14 protein-coding genes are annotated in these 18,317 nt (G+C 66.5%); 3 read left to right on the top strand and 11 right to left on the bottom strand.

The window, feature by feature from the left end:
- Window positions 1–199: 199 nt before the first annotated feature.
- The 9 genes from AB0280_RS14725 to AB0280_RS14765 form a co-directional block, all read right to left on the bottom strand.
- On the bottom strand, window positions 200–1,396 hold the full coding sequence (locus AB0280_RS14725) for a hypothetical protein (protein WP_307488595.1): 1,197 nt from the start codon (window positions 1,394–1,396) through the stop codon (window positions 200–202).
- A 90-nt stretch (window positions 1,397–1,486) separates the two neighbouring features.
- The gene (locus tag AB0280_RS14730) at window positions 1,487–2,446 is read right to left on the bottom strand and encodes a hypothetical protein (protein WP_307488594.1); all 960 of its coding nucleotides are present in this window, start codon (window positions 2,444–2,446) and stop codon (window positions 1,487–1,489) included.
- 206 nt (window positions 2,447–2,652) lie between these two features.
- Entirely contained in the window at window positions 2,653–3,723 is a 1,071-nt protein-coding gene (locus AB0280_RS14735; RefSeq protein WP_364400844.1) for a Gfo/Idh/MocA family protein, read from the bottom strand.
- 144 nt (window positions 3,724–3,867) lie between these two features.
- Complete coding sequence (locus tag AB0280_RS14740; RefSeq protein WP_307488592.1) at window positions 3,868–4,575, bottom strand: ABC transporter ATP-binding protein; 708 nt, start codon at window positions 4,573–4,575, stop codon at window positions 3,868–3,870.
- Window positions 4,576–4,577: 2 nt separating this feature from the next.
- Window positions 4,578–6,011 carry an ABC transporter permease gene (locus AB0280_RS14745; RefSeq protein ID WP_307488591.1) on the bottom strand — a complete coding sequence of 478 codons (1,434 nt, stop codon included), beginning with the start codon at window positions 6,009–6,011 and terminating at the stop codon, window positions 4,578–4,580.
- Window positions 6,012–6,210: 199 nt separating this feature from the next.
- A complete protein-coding gene (locus AB0280_RS14750; RefSeq protein ID WP_142068097.1) occupies window positions 6,211–7,305 on the bottom strand; it encodes a sugar-binding protein in 1,095 nt (364 codons plus the stop codon).
- 46 nt (window positions 7,306–7,351) lie between these two features.
- On the bottom strand, window positions 7,352–8,638 hold the full coding sequence (gene mmsB, locus AB0280_RS14755; RefSeq protein ID WP_018770240.1) for a multiple monosaccharide ABC transporter permease: 1,287 nt from the start codon (window positions 8,636–8,638) through the stop codon (window positions 7,352–7,354).
- A 44-nt stretch (window positions 8,639–8,682) separates the two neighbouring features.
- The gene (gene mmsA, locus AB0280_RS14760; protein WP_307488590.1) at window positions 8,683–10,245 is read right to left on the bottom strand and encodes a multiple monosaccharide ABC transporter ATP-binding protein; all 1,563 of its coding nucleotides are present in this window, start codon (window positions 10,243–10,245) and stop codon (window positions 8,683–8,685) included.
- Between the two features lie 131 nt (window positions 10,246–10,376).
- A complete protein-coding gene (locus AB0280_RS14765; protein WP_159632586.1) occupies window positions 10,377–11,567 on the bottom strand; it encodes an ROK family transcriptional regulator in 1,191 nt (396 codons plus the stop codon).
- A 238-nt stretch (window positions 11,568–11,805) separates the two neighbouring features.
- Between AB0280_RS14765 and AB0280_RS14770 the strand changes: the two genes are divergently transcribed.
- Window positions 11,806–12,663: a nitrilase-related carbon-nitrogen hydrolase gene (locus AB0280_RS14770; protein WP_307488589.1), complete on the top strand. Its 858-nt coding sequence runs from the start codon at window positions 11,806–11,808 to the stop codon at window positions 12,661–12,663.
- Window positions 12,664–12,698: 35 nt separating this feature from the next.
- On the opposite strand, the gene AB0280_RS14775 is transcribed toward AB0280_RS14770, so the two are convergent.
- Complete coding sequence (locus AB0280_RS14775) at window positions 12,699–14,306, bottom strand: PucR family transcriptional regulator (protein WP_307488588.1); 1,608 nt, start codon at window positions 14,304–14,306, stop codon at window positions 12,699–12,701.
- 197 nt (window positions 14,307–14,503) lie between these two features.
- Between AB0280_RS14775 and AB0280_RS14780 the strand changes: the two genes are divergently transcribed.
- Complete coding sequence (locus AB0280_RS14780) at window positions 14,504–16,030, top strand: amino acid permease (protein ID WP_275180441.1); 1,527 nt, start codon at window positions 14,504–14,506, stop codon at window positions 16,028–16,030.
- The gene (locus tag AB0280_RS14785; protein WP_307488587.1) at window positions 16,027–17,763 is read left to right on the top strand and encodes a flavin monoamine oxidase family protein; all 1,737 of its coding nucleotides are present in this window, start codon (window positions 16,027–16,029) and stop codon (window positions 17,761–17,763) included. The genes AB0280_RS14780 and AB0280_RS14785 overlap by 4 nt, the downstream gene beginning before the upstream one ends.
- Here the strand turns inward: AB0280_RS14785 and AB0280_RS14790 are convergent.
- Window positions 17,760–18,287, bottom strand: coding sequence for a gamma carbonic anhydrase family protein (locus AB0280_RS14790; RefSeq protein ID WP_366367677.1), 528 nt, complete (start codon window positions 18,285–18,287; stop codon window positions 17,760–17,762). The two genes, AB0280_RS14785 and AB0280_RS14790, sit on opposite strands and share 4 nt — an antisense overlap.
- Window positions 18,288–18,317 lie beyond the last annotated feature (30 nt).

Genomic DNA, 18,317 nt, shown 5'->3' on the forward strand with positions numbered 1-18,317 from the left:
GTTCCGGCACGCCGACGGCCCGGCGGCGATTTTACGAACCTTCGGCGCCGGACCACCGGCTTCAAGGACATGTGTGCTGACGACATGTTTCTTGTGCTGTTGTTGTGTTTCGGGGCTGCTGTCCTCCTTCCGTCAGCCCGCCGGGTGCTGCCGCTTCAGGCGCACAGTCGCGGGCGGTTACTGTTCTGGCGTGGGGCCGCTAGGACACCTTGCGCTTGCGGAGCGCCAGGAGTCCGGCGGCCAGGAGCAGCAGGGCCAGGGGGACCAGCGATCCGTCCCAGCCGGTCTTGGCGAGGCCGGTGTGGGCAGCGCCTCCGTTGGCAAGGGCGGCATTACCGGCGGCCGTGGTGCCGCGGGGGACCGTTACGGTACCGATTGCCCCGCTCACCGCGGTTGAGCCGGCCGGTGCTGCCGCGAAGCCCTCTGTTCCTGTATCACCGGCGCCACCGCTGGAGTCGCCGCCCGTGGTGTCCGAGCCCGGGGTGCTGGTGCCGGGATCCATCGTTCCGGGATCAGCTGTTCCGGGATCAACTGTTCCCGGGTCAAGGGTGCCGGTGTCGCCCGTGGTTCCGTCACCCGGGGTGGTGCCGGGATCGGAAGTTCCCGGCGTTCCTGTGGTGTTGTCGCCGCCGAGCCCGAGGTCAATGCCAAGATCGACCACAGCATCCAGGCCGCTGCCGTCTGCTGTCCCGGCGCCCACAGCAGCACCAAGGTCTGCGGCTGCATCGATGGCCCCTGCCGTGGCACCGTCCGTGACAGCCCCGAGGGTGATGTCGAGGGCTGCGTCCACCGTGCTGCCGGCACCGGTGGCGTCACCATCGGTGAGGCCGCCCAGGCCCAGGCCTGCGGCTGCATCGACCGCGAGGTCTGCCACGGTGCCGTCCGTAGTCCCGGTGCCGGTGGTGCCGAGGCCGAGGTTGACGTCTGCCGCGGCTGCCAGGTCGGTGGTGCCGGTGGTTGCGGGGTCGGTGGTGGTCACTGTGCCGAGGCCGAGGTTGACGTCTGCTGCGGCTGCCAGGTCGGTGGTGCCGGTGGTTGCGGGGTCGGTGGTGGTCACCGTGCCGAGGCCGAGGTCCACGGCGGCGCCGACGGCGAGGTTCGCCGTGGTGCCGTCCGTCATGCCGGTGCCGGTGGCGGCGGGATCGGTGGTCGCCACAGTCCCCAGCCCGAGGTTGACGTCCACTGCGGCGGCGACACCTGTTGATCCGGCCGGCGTTGGGTCACCCAGCAGGCCCAACGACGTCGAGTCAGCGGGTGCCGCCGCCGAGATAAGGGCGGAGGCGGAAAGGTCCGTCCCGCTGGTGGTGTCCGCCGCGTTGGCGGTGGCGCAGCCGAAGGCCAGGAGGCCGCCGGCAAAGAGGGTGCTCAGCAACCCCCTGCGAAGGGTGCAGTTCATGGTGTTTACTCCTGAAATAGTTGAGTGTCCGGGCGCTGGACAGCTGCCCGTAAAGCCGCGTGCTGCCCTCGGGAGGGCAGAGGGCCTCAACTAGTCAGGGGAAGAGCCGGGGTCGAACGACACCGGCGCAGGGGCATGCTCGGAGGACCGGTCGGCGCGAACACTTCCGGCCCGGTCAAAATCGAAGTCGAAAGGGTCGAGCCACGCAGCGGCAGGGGACGCTCCGCCCGCTGATCCTCCGCTGCCCGTGCCGGACGCCGGGGCTGCCGGAGCCTGGGCACGCAGGGGCAACGTGTCCGGCAGGGGCTGCTCCTGGACGGCGCCAGCCGTCACGGATTCCCCGGACTGCGGCGCCGCCGTATGGGCCAGGATGCCCGCGCCCGCGGCTTCCATGAACGCGCCGGGGTGGGCTGCTGGTGCCGTGGATGAGACTTCAACAGCCTGGTCAGATTCCGGGGCCGTGTTCATGGCACCCGGCGCATCGTCCACGGCTGCCGGTTGATCCTGCGCGGGAGCAGGGACCACCTCGGCGGGAACGTCCACTTGCACGGCATCCAAGGGCGGGACGGGCAACGGAACAGTTCCGGTCAAAAGATCTGAAACCGGTTGGAGCACAGGCTCCAGGACCGGAACCGCCTCGGCTGCAGGGGCTGCGACTTCCTGGGCTACACCGGCAGCCACAGTATCGGCCAGCTCAGCAAGGGGAGCCGAGACCTCTGAAACCGTTCCGGCCGGAACCACCTGGTCCACCACGGGAACGGCGGCAATAAGGTTGTCCGCGAGGCCGGCAACCGGCGTTACGACAGGCTGCAGCAGCCCGGGGGACGCTGCTGGTCCAGCCGCCGACCCGGCAGGGACCGGTGAAACCGCAGCTGCAAGATCCTGGCTCAGGGAAGACACCGAACTGGTGGCGCCGCCGAGCAGTGAAGTGGAATCGGTCCCGGCATCGGCAGTTGCAGCCGTTGATGAAAGAGTCAACCAGGTGGCCGCGGCTGCTCCTGCCAGGAGCAGCGGGCGCAGGGCATGCCATGGCGAACTACTACGAGCCATGCGTACCACCCCCCAGTGACCGGCGCAATCGATGCTTTCTAAATGCTAAGACTGCTTATCGCCTGAAGTCCAGCATTCACTAAAGGGAATTTACAAATGCCGGAAACGGGTGCAGAAACTGTCAAGGCAGAATCGGGCAGTCACAGTGGCGTGACCAGCGGGCAAAAGCTGCCCGCCGCCGTCGAACGCAGCCTTTGATGATCCTGCTAGTGGCTGTCGTTGGGGTAGGTCACGCCGAGCTGTGCGCGCACACCGTCGAAGAGGCGCATGGTGTTCAGGGTGTCCTCAAGCGGCATGACCGGACTCTCGGTCAGCCCCTGCTGGACGCACCTCATCACCTCGCGCAGCTCGTAGGCGTAGCCCTTTCCCACGACGTCGAAGGTCTCCGTCCGGCGGTCCTCCCACCCCTTGGTGATGACCAGTTCGCGGGGGTTGTTGATGGAGCCCACGCTTTGCAGGAAGCCCAGGCTGCCGGCCACCGTGGCAGTGCGGGGTCCGTGGGCCAGCAGGGAGGAGGTGAGCTGGACCTGGGCGGCGTGGCCGTAGCCAAGGCTCAGGGCGTTCTGCGCATCGACGCCGTCGTCGTTGACGAAGCCCGTGGCGCTGACGGTCTGCGGGAAGCCAAGCGTGCCGAGCGCCCACAGGAGCGGGTACACGGACAGATCCAGCAGTGCGCCCCCGCCGTCCTTCCGGGCCCACAGCCTGGCGGTGGGGGAGTACGGTGCCGGGAAGCCAAGGTCAGCGGTCACCCAATGGATGTCGCCCAGCTCTCCGGAAGCAGCGATGTCGAAGGCACGCTGCATCGAGGGCAGGAACCGGCTCCAGACCGCCTCCATGAGGAAGAGCTTGCGGCTGCGCGCCACCTCGATGAGTTCCGCCGCTTCCCGGGCGTTGATGGTGAAAGCCTTCTCGCACAGCACGTGCTTGCCGGCGTTGAGGGCAGCGAGAACCATCTCGTGGTGCTGCGCGTGCGGCGTCGCGACGTACACAACATCCACGGCGTCATCGGCCAGCAGCCGCTGGTAGCCGGGCACCCCGCCGTCGTCCCCGTACGCCTTGGAAAAGTCATACGCCACGGCAAACGCGTCCGCGGTGTCCTGCGCCCTGGAACTGACCGCATACAGCTCGGCATCTTCAAGCAGCGCGAGATCCTGCGAGACGGCGCGGGCAATGCTGCCCGTGGCGATGATTCCCCAGCGCAGGGGAGCCCCGGTGGCGGACCGGGGATCCTGGTTGGGCTGGCTGGAAAGCCACGGCTTTGCGATCGGAGCAGTCATAGCTGCAATCCTGTCACAGGGCCGCCGGACGGCCCCGGAATTCCGCGCCCCGTGCGGTGGCTAACAGCGGAAAGAGGCCGACGGCGGGAGGACGCTTTGGGCGCTTCCCCCGCCGACGGCCCTGCCGGGCCCGTCTTCTCCGGGTCAGGCCGTGGCGGCGACGGCGCTCCGTCCCCGGACCGGCTCTTCCGTCAGCTGGCCCTGCTGCAGGCGGAACCGGCGGTCGGTCTTGTTCGCCAGGATCCTGTCGTGGGTGACCACCAGGATGGTGGTGTTGTGGTCGCGGCTCAGCGAGCTGAGGAGCTCGATGATGTGGTCGCCGGTCTGCTCATCCAGGTTGCCGGTGGGCTCGTCCGCCAGGATCAGTTTCGGCTCATTGGCCAGGGCGCGGGCAATGGCCACGCGCTGCTGCTCGCCGCCGGAGAGCCTGTTGATCCGCCGGTCGTGCTTGGACGGATCAAGCTGGACCTGTTCCAGCAGGTCCTTGGCGCGCTGCAGCCGCGCGGCCTTGCGGACCCCGGCGAACTCCATGGGCAGCATGACGTTGTCCACGGCGGACAGGTTGGGGATCAGGTTGAACTGCTGGAACACGAAGCCGATGTCCCTGCGCCGGTATTCCGTCAGCTTGGTGTCCGGCAGGCTTGCCAGGTTCACGCCGTCCACCACGACGTCCCCGCTGGTGGGTTTGTCCAGCGCGCCCAGCAGGGACAGCAGGGTGCTCTTGCCGCTGCCGCTCTTGCCCACGATGGAGGCCAGGGTGCCCTGCTCCAGGACAAAGCTGACATCGTTGACCGGCTTGATGGTGCGGTCACCGGAGTTGAAGGTGCGGACCAGGTTCTTGACTTCAATCATGGCTATTCTCCTCGCAGGACTTCGATGGGACGGATGCGCGCGGTAAGCAGCGCGGGCACCAGGGCGCCGATAATGGCCACGCAGAACACGGCGGCGATGCCACCGGCGATCACGCCCGGCGATGCGCTCGCGGTGACCGAGTTCAGGAGCTGGGAGGCGCCGCCGAAGGGGCCGCCCTGGCCGCCCGGGAAGCCGCCCGCCCCGCCGGGGCCGCGGCCCGTGCTGGCAGTGGTTGTGGTGGTGTTGCTGCTGATCAGGGCCGAAGCGATCCCCCCGCTGGCGAAGGATGCGATTGCTGCCCCCACTGCGCTGCCCAGGGCCGCGAGGACCAGGGCTTCGAGGACGAACTGCAGGCCGATGGTGCGGTTGGGGGCGCCGATGGCTTTCAGGACCCCGATTTCGCGGCGGCGCTCGCGGACCAGCATCACCATGATGAGCAGGATGATCAGGCCAGCGGTTCCGAGGGCGGCAATGAAGGCGATGAAGGAGATGTTCTTGACGCTGTCCAGGGAGCTGACGGCGGTCTGCAGGTTCTGCCCCTGGGTGACGTCGGCCTTGCCACTGCCCAGGGCGGCCTGCAGGGCCGTCTTGGTGGTGGCGACGTTGTCCATGGAATTGACCGTGACGATCATGCTGGACAGTTCGCCCGGTGTCCCGGCGAGCGACTGGGCGGTGGGGAGCGTGAGGTAGGCGGCGTTGTTCCCGAACGCCGTACCGGCGTCGAACAATCCGGTCACCGTGTAGGTCTGGTCGTTGATGGTGAAGGTGGACCCAACGGTGAGGCTGTTTTTCTCCGCCAGCGTGGTGCCCAGCAGTGCTCCCGTGGACGCTGCCGAGTAGTCGCCCAGTCCGGTGCCCTGCGTAATGTTCAGTGCCTTGCCCGTGGTGTCCACTTCAGCGCCGATACCCGTGGCGGTGATCGGCAGGGACCGGACCGGCTGCTGCGTGCTTCCGGTGGATCCGGTGGTTCCGTTGGCCTGCTGGTTGCGGTTGCCCAGGGTGCCTGCATCCACCGCGGCGGTAAGGCTCGTGGTCAGGGGCGCTGCGGCCTGGCCGCCGGGGCCCGCCTGCCCGGTTTGGCCGCCCGGTGCGGTTTGTCCAGCCTGCGCCGTTTGTGCCGCGGCAGCCGCCGCGTTCCGCAACCGCAGGGATGAGGTCCCGACGACGGCGCTGACGTTGGGGATGCCGGCGGCGGTGGCTGCCTGGGCGGCTGTCAGCGGCTCTCCGCCGCCTTCGAAGCCTTGGCCGCCGGCGGGGTTGACGGTCAGGACGGTGCCGACGGAGGCGTTGAGCTCCTGCACTTTCGCCCCGACTGCCTGGTTCGCCACCAGCATGGCCAGTGCCAGGCCAATGGCGACGGCCAGCACCGCAACAACAGCTGCGGTGCGGACCTTGTTTCTGAAGGCATTGCCTACGCTTCGGGCAAGGACGCTCACGTTACTCCTATGGCTCAGGTGCCGGCGCGGGAGGCCGGCTTCCCATCAACCCTCGCCGGGCATCCTGTGCCGCAATCCGGCCGGACCTGTGTTTGGCCTGTGAAGGATGTTGCTGTTGAGGCAGGACGCAGGAAAGCCCGGTCCTGTTGAAGGACCGGGCTTTCCGCTTGCCGGGGTTTACCCGGAGTTACCGACTGTGTTACTTGGTGATCGGGCCGAGTACGGGATCGTCCTTGTAGGCCGTCTTGACGTTGGCAGAGGTCACGATGACCGGCTCCAGCAGGTATGCCGGAACGGTCTTGACCTTGTTGTTGTAGGACTTGTCATCGTTGATCTCCGGCTTCTTGCCTGCCTGAAGGTCCTTAACCATGGTGATGGCGTGCTCAACGAGCTTGCGGGTGTCCTTGTTGATGGTGGAGTACTGCTCGCCCGCAAGGATGGACTTGACGGACTCAACCTCGGAGTCCTGGCCGGTGATGACCGGAATCGGCTTGCCAGCTGCCTTGACCGAGGTCAGGACGGCGCGGGCCAGGGTGTCGTTGGGGGAGAGCACGCCATCCAGGGTTGCGCTGCCATAGCTGCCCGTGAGTAAGGTGTCGGCACGGCGCTGGGCGTTCTCTGCCTTCCAGCCCTGGGTTACAGCCTGCTCAAAACCTGTCTGGCCGGACAGGACCTTGAGGGTGCCGTCGTCGATCTTCGGCTTCAGGACGCTCATGGCGCCGTCGAAGAACACCTTGGCGTTGGCATCGTCAGGGGAACCGGCAAACAGTTCGATGTTGTACGGGCCGGACGGCTTCTTGGCCTTCATGCCGTCGAGCAGGGCCTGGCCCTGGAGGACACCGACCTTGAAGTTGTCGTAGGCCACGTAGTAGTCGACGTTCTCGGTGTTCAGCAGCAGGCGGTCATAGGCGATGATGGTGGCGCCGCTGTCCTTGGCCTGCTTGAGCTGGGTTCCCAGCTGGGAGCCGTCGATGGCGCCCACGATAATGACCTTGGCACCCTTGGTGACCATGGCGCTGATCTGGTTCTGCTGCTCCGAAACGCCGCCGTTGGCGAACTGGACATCGGCCTTGAACCCGGCGCCGTTGAGGCCGTCGTTGAAGAGCTTCTCTGCCAGAACCCAGTTTTCACTGGTCTTCTGGGGCAATGCCACGCCGATGGACGAGTCCTGCGGGAATCCGGCTGCGCTGCCGCTGGAGCCGCCACCGGACTCGGAGCGTCCACAACCCGTCAGCGCCAGTGCTGCGATGGCAGCGACTGCCGCGGCCTTTCCTGCTTTACCAATCATTCGCATTGTTGGTTCTCTCTCTATTTGGTGTTAAAAGGTCAGGTTGCAGAGCTCAGGCTTCCCTGGCGATCGCTTCCTTGGTGGAGGTGGTTTCGTCGGGCTGGAGAGGATTACTGGGGCCGCCGCCGGAAGAGCGGTTGAAGTTCCTGGTCAGCATGCCAATGATCGACGTCTTGCCCTGGGACTTGTTGTAAACATCGAATGCGACCGCGATCAGGAGCACCAGGCCCTTGATGATCTGGGTCAGGTCGGCACCGACGCCGAGAAGCTGGAGTCCGTTGTTCAGGACGGCCATGACCAGGCCACCGATGATGGACCCGATCACCGTGCCCACGCCGCCGGTAACGGCCGCGCCGCCGATGAAGACTGCGGCGATGGCATCAAGTTCCCAACCCACGCCGTCGAAGGGACCCGATGCAGTGGAACGGCCAACGAAGATCATGCCGGCCAGGCCGGCCAGGATGGACATGTTCATCATCACCAGGAAGTTGACCTTCTTGGACTGGACGCCGGACAGCTCTGCCGCATGCCGGTTGCCACCCACTGCGTAAACGTGGCGGCCGATGATCGTCCGGGAGGAGATGAAGCCGTAGATCAGGACAAGGACGGCCAGGATGAGGCCGGGGATGGGGAAGGAAGTACCAGGGCGGCCCGTGGCGAACAGGTACGTGGCGTACAGGATGGCGGCGCAGACGAGGACCAGCTTCAGGACGGTAACCCACATTTCGGGAACTTCGGCACCGAGGGCATTGGCCCTGGAGCGGGACCGCAGCTCGCTGACAACCACGAAGACGGCGGCGGCAAGGCCAAGCAGCAGGGTCAGGTTGTTGTAGCCCAAGTTGGGGCCCACCTCGGGGAGGTAGCCGGAGCCAAGGTACTGGAAATCGGCAGGGACCGGGATGGTGTTGGATTTGCCAACGAACTGGTTGAAACCACGGAACAGGAGCATGCCGGCCAGCGTCACGATGAACGCCGGGATTCCGACGTACGCCGTCCACCAGCCTTGCCAGGCGCCGATTACCGCGCCTAGCAGCAGACCCAGCAGGACCCCTGCGTACCAGGGGATGCCCCAGTCACGGATGGCAAGGGCCACGGTGACGCCGACGAAGGCCGCGACAGAGCCGACGGACAGGTCGATGTGTCCTGCAATGATCACCAGCACCATGCCGATGGCCAGGATGAGGATGTAGGAGTTTCCGTTGAAGAGGTTGATGACGTTGCCGGGGGTGAGGGTCCGGCCGCTGGTGGCGATCTGGAAGAAGATGATCAGGGCCACCAGGGCGAAGATCATGCCGAATTGGCGGGTGTTTCCGCCAAACAGCTTTTTGAGGGCGTTCATGGTGTCAGTCCTTGTGTCCGGAAGGTTCTGGAATGGCCAGGGGATCAGGCGGCTTTTCGGGGCGCGGCGGAGGTCATCAGTTTCATCAGGCTTTCCTGAGTGGCCTCGTCCTTGTTCAGGACGCCCGTGATGGCGCCTTCGAAGATCGTGTAGATGCGGTCAGACAGTCCCAGGAGTTCGGGGAGCTCCGAGGAGATGACGATGACCCCTTTGCCCTGGTTGGCCAGCTGCTGGATGATGCCGTAAATCTCGTACTTGGCCCCGACGTCGATGCCGCGGGTGGGTTCATCCAGGATCAGCAGGTCCGGGTCGGTGAACATCCACTTGGCGAGCACCACCTTCTGCTGGTTGCCGCCGGAAAGCTTGGCCACGCCTTCCTCCACGGACGGCGTCTTGGTGCGCAGCGACTTGCGGTACTGCTCAGCAACCGTGAACTCCTGGTTGGGGTCCACCACGTAGTTGTGGCTGATCTTTCTCAGGTTGGCCGCAACCGTAGTGGTCTTGATGTCGTCGAGCAGGTTCAGGCCCAGGGACTTCCGGTCCTCGGTGACGTAGCCCAGCCCGGCATCGATGGCCTGCCGGACGTTCTTGAGGGTGACCTCGCGGCCGTCCTTGTAGATATGGCCGCTAATGAACCTGCCGTAGGACCGTCCGAAGACGGAGCGTGCCAGTTCCGTCCGCCCTGCGCCCATGAGGCCGGCAAACCCGACGATTTCGCCCCGGCGGACGAAGAAGCTGGATCCCTTGCAGACGAGGCGGTCCTGGATGGCCGGGTGCCCCACGGTCCAGTCCTTGACCTCGAATAACACTTCCCCAATCTTGGGCGTGTGCTCCGGGAACCGGGACTCGAGGGTGCGTCCCACCATGCCCTTGATGATGCGGTCCTCGTCAACTCCGTCTGCCTTGACGTCAAGGGTCTCGATGGATTTGCCGTCGCGGATGATGGTGATGGAATCGGCGATCTGCTCGATCTCGTTGAGCTTGTGGGAGATGATGATCGACGTGATGCCCTTGGCCTTCAGGCCCAGCATCAGGTCCAGCAGGTGCTGTGAATCCGATTCGTTCAGGGCTGCGGTGGGCTCGTCCAGGATGAGGATCTTCACGGACTTGTTCAGGGCCTTGGCAATTTCCACCAGCTGCTGCTTGCCGACGCCGATTTCCTTGATGGGGGTATCGGGGTCGTCCCGCAGGCCGACCCTGGCCAGGAGGTCCAGGGACCGCAGGCGGGCCTCGCCCCAGTCGATGATGCCGCGCTTGGTGGGCTCGTTGCCCAGGAAGATGTTCTCCATGATGGACAGTTCGGGGATCAGCGCCAGTTCCTGGTGGATGATCACGATGCCGGCGTGCTCGCTGGCCCTGATGTCCCGGAACTGCTGGACCTGCCCCTGGTAGACGATGTCGCCGTCGTAGCTTCCGTACGGGTACACGCCGGACAGGACCTTCATAAGGGTGGATTTGCCGGCGCCGTTTTCGCCGCAGATGGCGTGGATTTCGCCTGCCTTCACCCGGAGGCTCACGTTCGACAAGGCTTTAACGCCGGGAAATTCCTTGGTGATGGACCGCATCTCGAGAATGACCGGGTCCGCGTGCGTGGTCTGGGACGTCATGAGCCCTAACCCTCCAATGCAATGACTTCTTTGTCCGGCCGGCAAAGCGCAGGGCCGTCTGAACCAAAAGTAAACTGGATCACAGCTATTGTCGTCAAGTCTTTAACGCAATTGCTGGATAACGAAATGGTCTACGCCTTGCGGATCCCGGCGTGCTGGAACACCAGGGCGGCGGCGCCAAGCGCCTCCGCCCGGTCCCCGAGCGAGGACATGGTGAGGGTTGTCGTCTCGCCGATCACGGGCACTGCATGGCGGATCAATCCTCTGCGGATGGGGTCCAGCAGGATGTCGCCCAGGCCCGCCAAGGGCCCTCCCACCACGATGACCTCAGGGTTGATCAGGTTGGCCACATTGCCCAGTGCGCGGCCCACGGCCAGTCCGGCATCGTCCACGACCCTAAGGGTGGCGGAGTCGCGGTTCAGGGCCTTGCGGACAATGTCGGCCGGAGTCATCGGCGGGTCTTCGCCGCGGCTGAGGAGCTCGATCATGGTGGTGGTGGAGGCGATGGTTTCCAGGCAGCCGCGGTTGCCGCAACGGCACACCAGGCCCTGCTCATGGATGGTCGCGTGCCCTATTTCGCCGGTGATTCCCACGTTGCCGTAGTAGGGGGCGCCGTTGAGGATCAGGCCGGCACCGATGCCCGATCCGATCTTCATGAACATCAGGTTGCTGACCCCGGAGTGCTGCCCCCACGTCACCTCGGACCAGGCGCCGAGGTTGGCGTCATTGTCAACAAAGACGGGGATTCTCAAGGTTTCCTCAAGGTGCTGGAGGATGTTGATGCCTACCCATTCGGGAAGGATTGCGCCCTGGGCCACCGTCCCTGTCCGGCGGTCGATGGGGCCCGGAATTCCGACGCCGGCGCCCACGACCGAGGAGCGCTCCACCCCGCTTTCCCGCAACAGTTTCTCCAGGAGCGCCACCGCGGCCTGGATGCCGTCATCCGCCTGGTGGCCCAGGGGGAGCATTATCGATTCTTCGGCGATGACGTGGTAGCTGAGCGAGGCGAGGACCACCCGCAGGTGCCGCCGGCCGAAGTCGATGCCCACGGCCACGGCGCCGTTGCTGTTCAGCCGCACGTTCAGTGCCCGCCGCCCGGAGCTGGTGATCGGCTCGGTGGATGCCAGGCCGGAATCGAGCATGATCTTGACGATGTTGGAGACGGTGGCGGTGGACAGCCCCGTCTGCCGGGCCAGTTCCGCCTGGGTGGACGGGCCGCCCATCAGGGTCTCGATAATCCGCTGCTGGTTCAGCTGCCGCAGGGCGGACTGCGATCCGGGATTTTTAGGTTTGCTCCTCGTTGAGCGCGTAGTTGCGGACATGCTAAGAAGATTGCCCTACCGCTGCGCTTGTAGTCAAGAAGTTAACGCATGGCTGCGTCGAATGCCGTTGGCAACGGTACGCAGGGCCCACGCCGGATCGCCGTGCATTCCGTCCCGGCATGCCTGCGGGTGGGTCCAAACGACCCGTCATCCGCCGCCTGCGGCTGGCTAGGCTGGTAGGCGGAAACAATCCAGCCCAGCCCTGTTCCCGTGGCCGGGCATGAAGAAGGTGGTAACGATGCTGCTCTCCGTCCTGCAGGCGAATGCGGTGGTCCTGGATATTGGGGCCAACCTGCGCACCGTGGACGATGCCGCCCGCCGGGCCGCGCAGGCCGGTGCCGACGTGCTGCTCACGCCGGAACTGTTTCCCGTGGGCTATGCCCCGCTGCGGCTGCGCAGCGAACTGGATCCGGCGGCCCTCCCCGCCATCCGCGCCCGCCTGGCGGACACCGCGCGCCGGCACAGGATCGCGCTCGTCTACAGCCTGCCCGCCCCGGTGCGCACTGAACCACCATCCGCCGGTGCGGCCGGATGGCACATTTCAGCCACCCTGGTGGACGCCCACGGCATGGAAATCCTCAACTACGCCAAGGTGCACCTCTTTGGCAACGAAGAACGCGAGGCATTTGTCGCAGCCGCGGAACCTCCCGCCGTCGTGGATTTCCACGGCATCCCTACCTCCCTGCTGATCTGCTACGACATCGAGTTCCCCGAGGCCGCACGGGCGGCTGCTGCCCGGGGCGCCGAGCTGCTCCTGGTGCCCACCGCATTGTCGGCCGGCTTCGAGGCAGTACCGCAGGTGCTTGTCCGCGCCCGTGCGCTGGAAAGCCAGCTCACTGTGGCGTACGCCAACCACTGCGGAAACGAGGACGCCTACGCCTTTGGTGGCGGAAGCGTGGTAGCGGGGCCCGACGGGACGCTCCTCGCCGAGGCCGGCGACGCCCCGGCGCTGCTGTTTGCCGAGGTGGGCACGGACGCCGTCCGGGCAGCACGCAATGCAGTCCCCTACCTGCGGGAACGCCGGCCCGGGCTGTACCGGGAGTGGGAGGCAGCCCTGCTGCGGGAACCGGGCCACCCCGGGGGCAGCGGCGCCTAACCGCTGCCCGTCAGCCCGTCAGCCAGTCCCGTCCCTCAGTCAGCCCTGCCCGCCAGGCTGTCTGCGTACTGCAGCGCAATCCACAGCTCCGCCCGCACCTGTGCCTGGTTCAGGTCCATCTGGAGCAACTCGCCAAGGACGCCGATCTGCCGCCGGACGCTGTTCCGGTGCAGGCCCAGCAGTTTGGCGGACGCGTCCCAGCTGCCGTTCTCGCTGAGCCAGCCGCGGAGGACAGCCAGCAGCGGATGGCGCCGGTCCGGCTCCAGCGCCAGGACCGGCTGCAGGAGGCGTTCGGCCAGCAAAGTCCCGGCCTCACGGCCCAGCAGGCCGGTGACGGACCAGGACACCTCCTCGGCCCGGATGCTCTGCCCGCTTCTCTGGACCTGGCCGCGCAGGGAGGTGGCCCGCTGGTAGGCGGCGGACAAGCCGGCAAGCTCGGTCGGTTCACCGACCACCAGGCGCCACCCGAGCTTCTCCACATCGGCAAGCAGGGCATCATCCACCCTGAGCCGGGTCACGGCGGCGAAGCCGTAGTCAGTGATCTCCACCAGTTTTGTGTCGAGCATCCGCCGCCACTGCAGCAGTTCCCGGACGGGGCCGTCACCTGCCGGCCACTGGGGCGCTTCCACGTTGATGCCCTGCACAACCCGCATGGGCGCGGACCGGGTGGAGGAAAGGCTCTGCGCCAGCAGGTCCTTGAGCCCGTTCACATGCCTGGTCCCGCCCGCGGTGAGGCTTTCGGGGTGCAGCAGGACGGCGGTGGCCAGCTGGCTTGGAGCCAGCGACCCGCTGGTGCGTTGCCGCACCAGCAGTTCGAGCAATCCGACCGCGGACTGGACCACGTTGTTCTGTGCGGGGGTCAGCGGAACGTCGGAGCCCAGAACCAGGGCGCCAAGATTGGCATCCTTGGTGCTGCGCAGCGGATGGCCCACCACCAGCGCCGAGCCCGGCAGGTCAAAGCCGTCCATCTCCACCCGGGGGCCGCGGCCGGACAGCAGCCGTTCCAGCATCGGTTCCAGCAGGGAAAGTTCGACGGCGGTGCTGCCGCCGGCACTGGTGCCGCGTGCCCGGACCCGGCCGTCCGCCCCCACCATGACCGCCCATACAGGCACGCGCTGGACCAGGGCGGCCAGCAGTTCATGCTCCGGCCTGGGGGAGAGGACGGCCCGCATGAGTTGCCGGTTGGTCTCCGCCAGCTGCCGGAAAACCCGGGCATTGTCGGTCTCCAGGAATTGTGAGAACTGGAGGCCGATCGCCGCGAACGGAAGCGACTCAGGCACCTCGAACAGGGTCAGATTGTGCCGCCGGCACGCGTCCAGCACCACGTCCGGGACGGCATCGAAGTAGGGCCTGATCCCGAACCCGAGGGCCGCCACCTCGGCCTCCACCAGCCGCCGGACATACGCATCCACCCTGGCCGGAGTGCCGCCGTCGCCCAGGAAGGGAAGCCCGGCGGTGAGCAGGAACTCACCCTCCGGCAAATAGGGTGTGGGGTCCTCCAGTTCGCTGGGTTCAACCCACCGCAACAGACGGCCGCCGCTGCCGCCGTCGTGGAGCGGTTTCAGCAGCGGAGGCAGCTGGTCAAGGAACTGCTGGAGGGTGACGAAGCTCAGCCGTCCGGACTCCGCGGGTCCAACGGTCATGGCTCGCACCGGCATCGACCGGCACCCGGCAGCCGGCGCACCCGGCCGCCGCAGGCGCCGGATTGCGGGATCCGCTGCGTTTGTGCATAAAGTCTCACGGTGGATCACTATAAGTCATTTTGCACCAGGTTGAGAGTTGGCTCACATGCCAATGTTGGTCACGGGAAACCGACAACTACTCTGAAGGGACGTCAACGGTGACTGTGCCTGTAACCACCGAAAAACCCATCGCGCCAACCATCGGACGGCCCGGCCTCCGGGCCCAGCTGCTCCGGCGTAAACCGATAGGCCACATGGTCAGCGAAGCCGAAGGCGCCGGTGGGGGAACCGGCCTGGTGCGCAGCTTCGGCGTCCTGCACCTGACGATGATCAGCGTGGGTGCCACCCTGGGGACGGGCATCCTGGTGATCCTCGGCGAATCGGTTCCGCTGGCCGGACCGGCCATCTGGATTTCATTCATCATCGCCGGCCTGGCCGCGCTGCTCTCCGCGGTGTCGTACGCCGAGATGGCCGGCCTGGTCCCGGCCGCAGGGTCGAGCTACTCCTATTCCTACGCCACCATGGGGGAGGGCATGGCCTGGATCTGCGGATGGTGCCTCGTCCTTGAATACGCCGTTTCCGTGGCCGCCGTGGCCGTCGGCGCGGGCCAGTACGTCAACGAAACGCTGGCTGTGTTCGGGCAGGTGCTGCCCGACGCGATGTCCCAGCCTCCCGGCGACGGCGGCCTGGTGAACGTTCCGGCGGTGGCCATCGTCGTGCTCGCCACCATCCTGCTCGTCCGCGGTGCCCGGGAAAGCGCCTGGATCAACACCGCCATCGTCATCGTCAAAGTAGGCATCCTGCTGTTCTTCTGCGCCGTGGCTTTTACCGCCTTCAACGCAGGAAACTTCGAGCCGCTCCTGCCCATGGGGGCCGCAGGCGTCTCCGCCGCCGCCTCCAGGGTGTTCTTCTCCTACATTGGGTTCGACGCCGCCTCCACGGCCGGCGAGGAAGCCCGGAACCCCAAGCGCGACCTGCCCCGCGCCATCCTGCTGTCCATGGTGATCGTCACCAGCATCTACGTCCTGGTGGCCGTTGCCGCCATCGGCGCCCGCCCCTGGGGCTGGTTCGACGGAACCGAAGCCGCCCTGGTCCAGATCCTCGAGGAGACCACGCACCAGCCGTGGATAGCGCTGGTCTTCTCCGTCGGCGCGGTCCTCGCGATCGCCAGCATCGTCCTCACCGTCCTCTACGGGCAGACCCGCATCCTCCTGTCCATGTCCCGGGACGGACTGGTGCCCGCGGTCTTCAGCCGCGTCTCACCCCGCACCGGCACCCCGGCCGCCGGTACCCTGATCGTTGGCACCGCCGTCGCCCTCACCGCAGGCCTGGTGCCGCTCGGCGCCCTGGCCGACGCCACCAGCATCGGTACCCTGTTCGCGTTCGCGCTGGTCAACGTCGCCGTTATCTACCTGCGCCGCAACCGCCCGGACCTGAAGCGCAGCTTCCGGGTGCCGCTGTACCCCATCACCCCCGTCCTGGGCACGCTCATGTGCGCCTACCTGATGGCAAACCTTGGCGCCGAAACCTGGGTGGTGTTCGGCGCCTGGATGCTCGTGGGCATCGCCATCTACTTCGGCTATGGACGCCGGAACTCCAAGGTAGCGGCCCTGAGCGAGCTCGACTACCGTGAACTGACCGCCAAGGCCCCCGGCCAGGAACCTGTGAAAGCAGAACAATCATGACCATCGCCACCGAACTGCCTGCCTCCGACCCCTCCAGCACCTCCACGCCGCCGGCGGACGCGGCAGGGCGGGGCACCGGAGAACAGGCAGCTCCCATCACCATGCTGAACCCCGATTTCCCGTTCAGCTACGACCACTACCTGGCCCACCCGGACGGACTGGGAACCGTCCCGCCGGAGCTGTACGGCACGGAGGTGGCCGTCATCGGCGCCGGGCTGTCCGGGCTGGTGACCGCCTATGAACTGATGAAACTCGGACTGCGGCCCGTGGTCTATGAAGCGGACCAGATCGGCGGCCGTCTCCGCACCGCAGCCTTCCCGGCGGCCCCCGGCGTGGTGGCGGACCTGGGCGGCATGCGGTTCCCGGTCTCCGGCAAGGCCTTCTACCACTACGTGGACCTGCTGGGCCTGGAGACCCAGGACTTCCCCAACCCCTTGGCCGAGGCCACCTCCAGCACGGTGATCGAACTGGCAGGCAAGAAGTACTACGCGGAAAAGCCGGGCGACCTTCCGCCGTTCTTCCGCGAAGTGGCCGACGCCTGGAAGGCAGCAGTCAACGACGGCGCCAGGTTCGGGGAGATGCAGGACGCCATCAAGGCGCGGGACATGGCCAGGATCAAGGAACTCTGGAATGAGCTGCTCCCGCTCATGGATGAGCAGACCTTCTACGGTTTCATCGCCGCCAGCGAGTCCTTTAAAAAGGCAGGCTTCGCCCACCGTGAAGCCTTTGGCCAGGTGGGGTTCGGCACCGGCGGCTGGGACACCGACTTCCCCAACTCCATCCTGGAAATCCTCCGCGTGGTCTACACCGACGCAGACGACCAGCACCGGCTCATCCGCGGGGGAGCGCAGCGGCTGCCCGAGGCACTCTGGCAGCACGCGCCGTCGGACCTGGCGCACTGGCCGGCCGGCACCTCCCTGGCCTCGCTGCACTCCGGCTCGCCCCGCGGCGCTGTGGGGAAGATCAGCCGGGACCCTGACGGCAACCTGCGGGTCCGGGAGCGTTGGGGCCGCGAGGCCAGCTACCCGGCCGTGGTTACCACATGCCAGTCGTGGCTGCTGTCCACCCGCATCCACACCGAGGAGGCACTGTTCCCGGCCGAACTGTGGACCGCCATGGAGAAATCGCATTACATGCAGTCCTCCAAGACCTTTGTGATGGTGGACCGGCCCTTCTGGAAGGACATCGACCCCGAAACGGGCAATGAGGTCCTGTCCATGACGCTGACGGACAGGCTGAACCGCGCCACCTACCTGCTGGACAACGGCCCGGACCAGCCCGCCGTCATCCTGTTGTCCTACACCTGGAATGACGACGCCCTGAAGTGGCTGGCCCTGGACGCGGACGAGCGCGTGGAACTGATGCTGCACTCGCTGGAGCAGATCTACCCCGGCGTGGACATCGCCGGGCACATCGTGGGCCAGCCCATCACCGTGTCCTGGGAGGCGGACCCCAACTTCATGGGGGCCTTCAAGGCCAACCTCCCCGGACACTACCGCTACCAGCAGCGGCTGTTCACGCACTTCAAGCAGGACAGGCTGCCGGAATCCCAGCGCGGCATCTTCCTGGCGGGCGACGACGTCTCCTTCACCGCCGGCTGGGCAGAAGGCGCCGTGACCACCGGGCTGAACGCGGTGTGGGGCGTGGTGAAGCACCTGGGCGGGTCATCGGCGCCGGGGAACCCGGGCCCAGGCGACCTGCTGGACGAGTTCGGGCCGATCAGCCTGGATTAGCCTTCAGAAGCGTGGAGCTCGCGGTGTTTCGCCGCGAGCTCCACGTAGCGCGCCGCATTGGCGCGGACGCCGTCGAACTCTTCATCGGTGAGTTCGCGGCGCACCTTGGCGGGTACGCCCGCCACCAGCGAGCGGGGCGGAACCACCGTACCTTCGAGCACCACGGCGCCGGCGGCCACCAGCGAGCCGGCGCCGATTACTGCACCGTTGAGGACGGTGGCGCCCATGCCGATCAGGCAGTCGTCCTCCACCGTGCAGCCGTGCACGACGGCGGCGTGCCCCACGCTGACCCGCTGGCCCACCGTGCAGGGGAAGCCGGGGTCGGCGTGCAGCACCACATTGTCCTGCAGGTTGCTTCCGGCGCCCACGGTGATGGCCGCGGTGTCGGCCCGGACGGAGACGCCGTAGAAGGCGCTGGCGTCCGGGCCCAGGGTGGCATTGCCGATGATCGAGGCCGACGGGGCCACGAACGCTGATTCATGGACAGCCGGGGAATTGCCGGCGAAAGGGTAGAGAGGAGCCATGGCTTCACCCTAAGCCACCCCTCCACCCAA

This window comes from Pseudarthrobacter sp. 902506025, assembly GCF_040702325.1.
Classification (GTDB): Bacteria; Actinomycetota; Actinomycetes; order Actinomycetales; family Micrococcaceae; genus Arthrobacter.

What these genes read in the sequence shown, in the direction of transcription:
- AB0280_RS14790 (WP_366367677.1), bottom strand. Translation starts at nt 18,287, where the DNA reads ATGGCTCCTCTCTACCCTTTCGCCGGCAATTCCCCGGCTGTCCATGAA.
- AB0280_RS14740 (WP_307488592.1), bottom strand. Translation starts at nt 4,575, where the DNA reads ATGATTGAAGTCAAGAACCTGGTCCGCACCTTCAACTCCGGTGACCGC.
- AB0280_RS14775 (WP_307488588.1), bottom strand. Translation starts at nt 14,306, where the DNA reads ATGACCGTTGGACCCGCGGAGTCCGGACGGCTGAGCTTCGTCACCCTC.
- mmsB (WP_018770240.1), bottom strand. Translation starts at nt 8,638, where the DNA reads ATGAACGCCCTCAAAAAGCTGTTTGGCGGAAACACCCGCCAATTCGGC.
- AB0280_RS14770 (WP_307488589.1), top strand. Translation starts at nt 11,806, where the DNA reads ATGCTGCTCTCCGTCCTGCAGGCGAATGCGGTGGTCCTGGATATTGGG.
- AB0280_RS14725 (WP_307488595.1), bottom strand. Translation starts at nt 1,396, where the DNA reads ATGAACTGCACCCTTCGCAGGGGGTTGCTGAGCACCCTCTTTGCCGGC.
- AB0280_RS14735 (WP_364400844.1), bottom strand. Translation starts at nt 3,723, where the DNA reads ATGACTGCTCCGATCGCAAAGCCGTGGCTTTCCAGCCAGCCCAACCAG.
- mmsA (WP_307488590.1), bottom strand. Translation starts at nt 10,245, where the DNA reads ATGACGTCCCAGACCACGCACGCGGACCCGGTCATTCTCGAGATGCGG.
- AB0280_RS14785 (WP_307488587.1), top strand. Translation starts at nt 16,027, where the DNA reads ATGACCATCGCCACCGAACTGCCTGCCTCCGACCCCTCCAGCACCTCC.
- AB0280_RS14765 (WP_159632586.1), bottom strand. Translation starts at nt 11,567, where the DNA reads ATGTCCGCAACTACGCGCTCAACGAGGAGCAAACCTAAAAATCCCGGA.
- AB0280_RS14750 (WP_142068097.1), bottom strand. Translation starts at nt 7,305, where the DNA reads ATGCGAATGATTGGTAAAGCAGGAAAGGCCGCGGCAGTCGCTGCCATC.
- AB0280_RS14730 (WP_307488594.1), bottom strand. Translation starts at nt 2,446, where the DNA reads ATGGCTCGTAGTAGTTCGCCATGGCATGCCCTGCGCCCGCTGCTCCTG.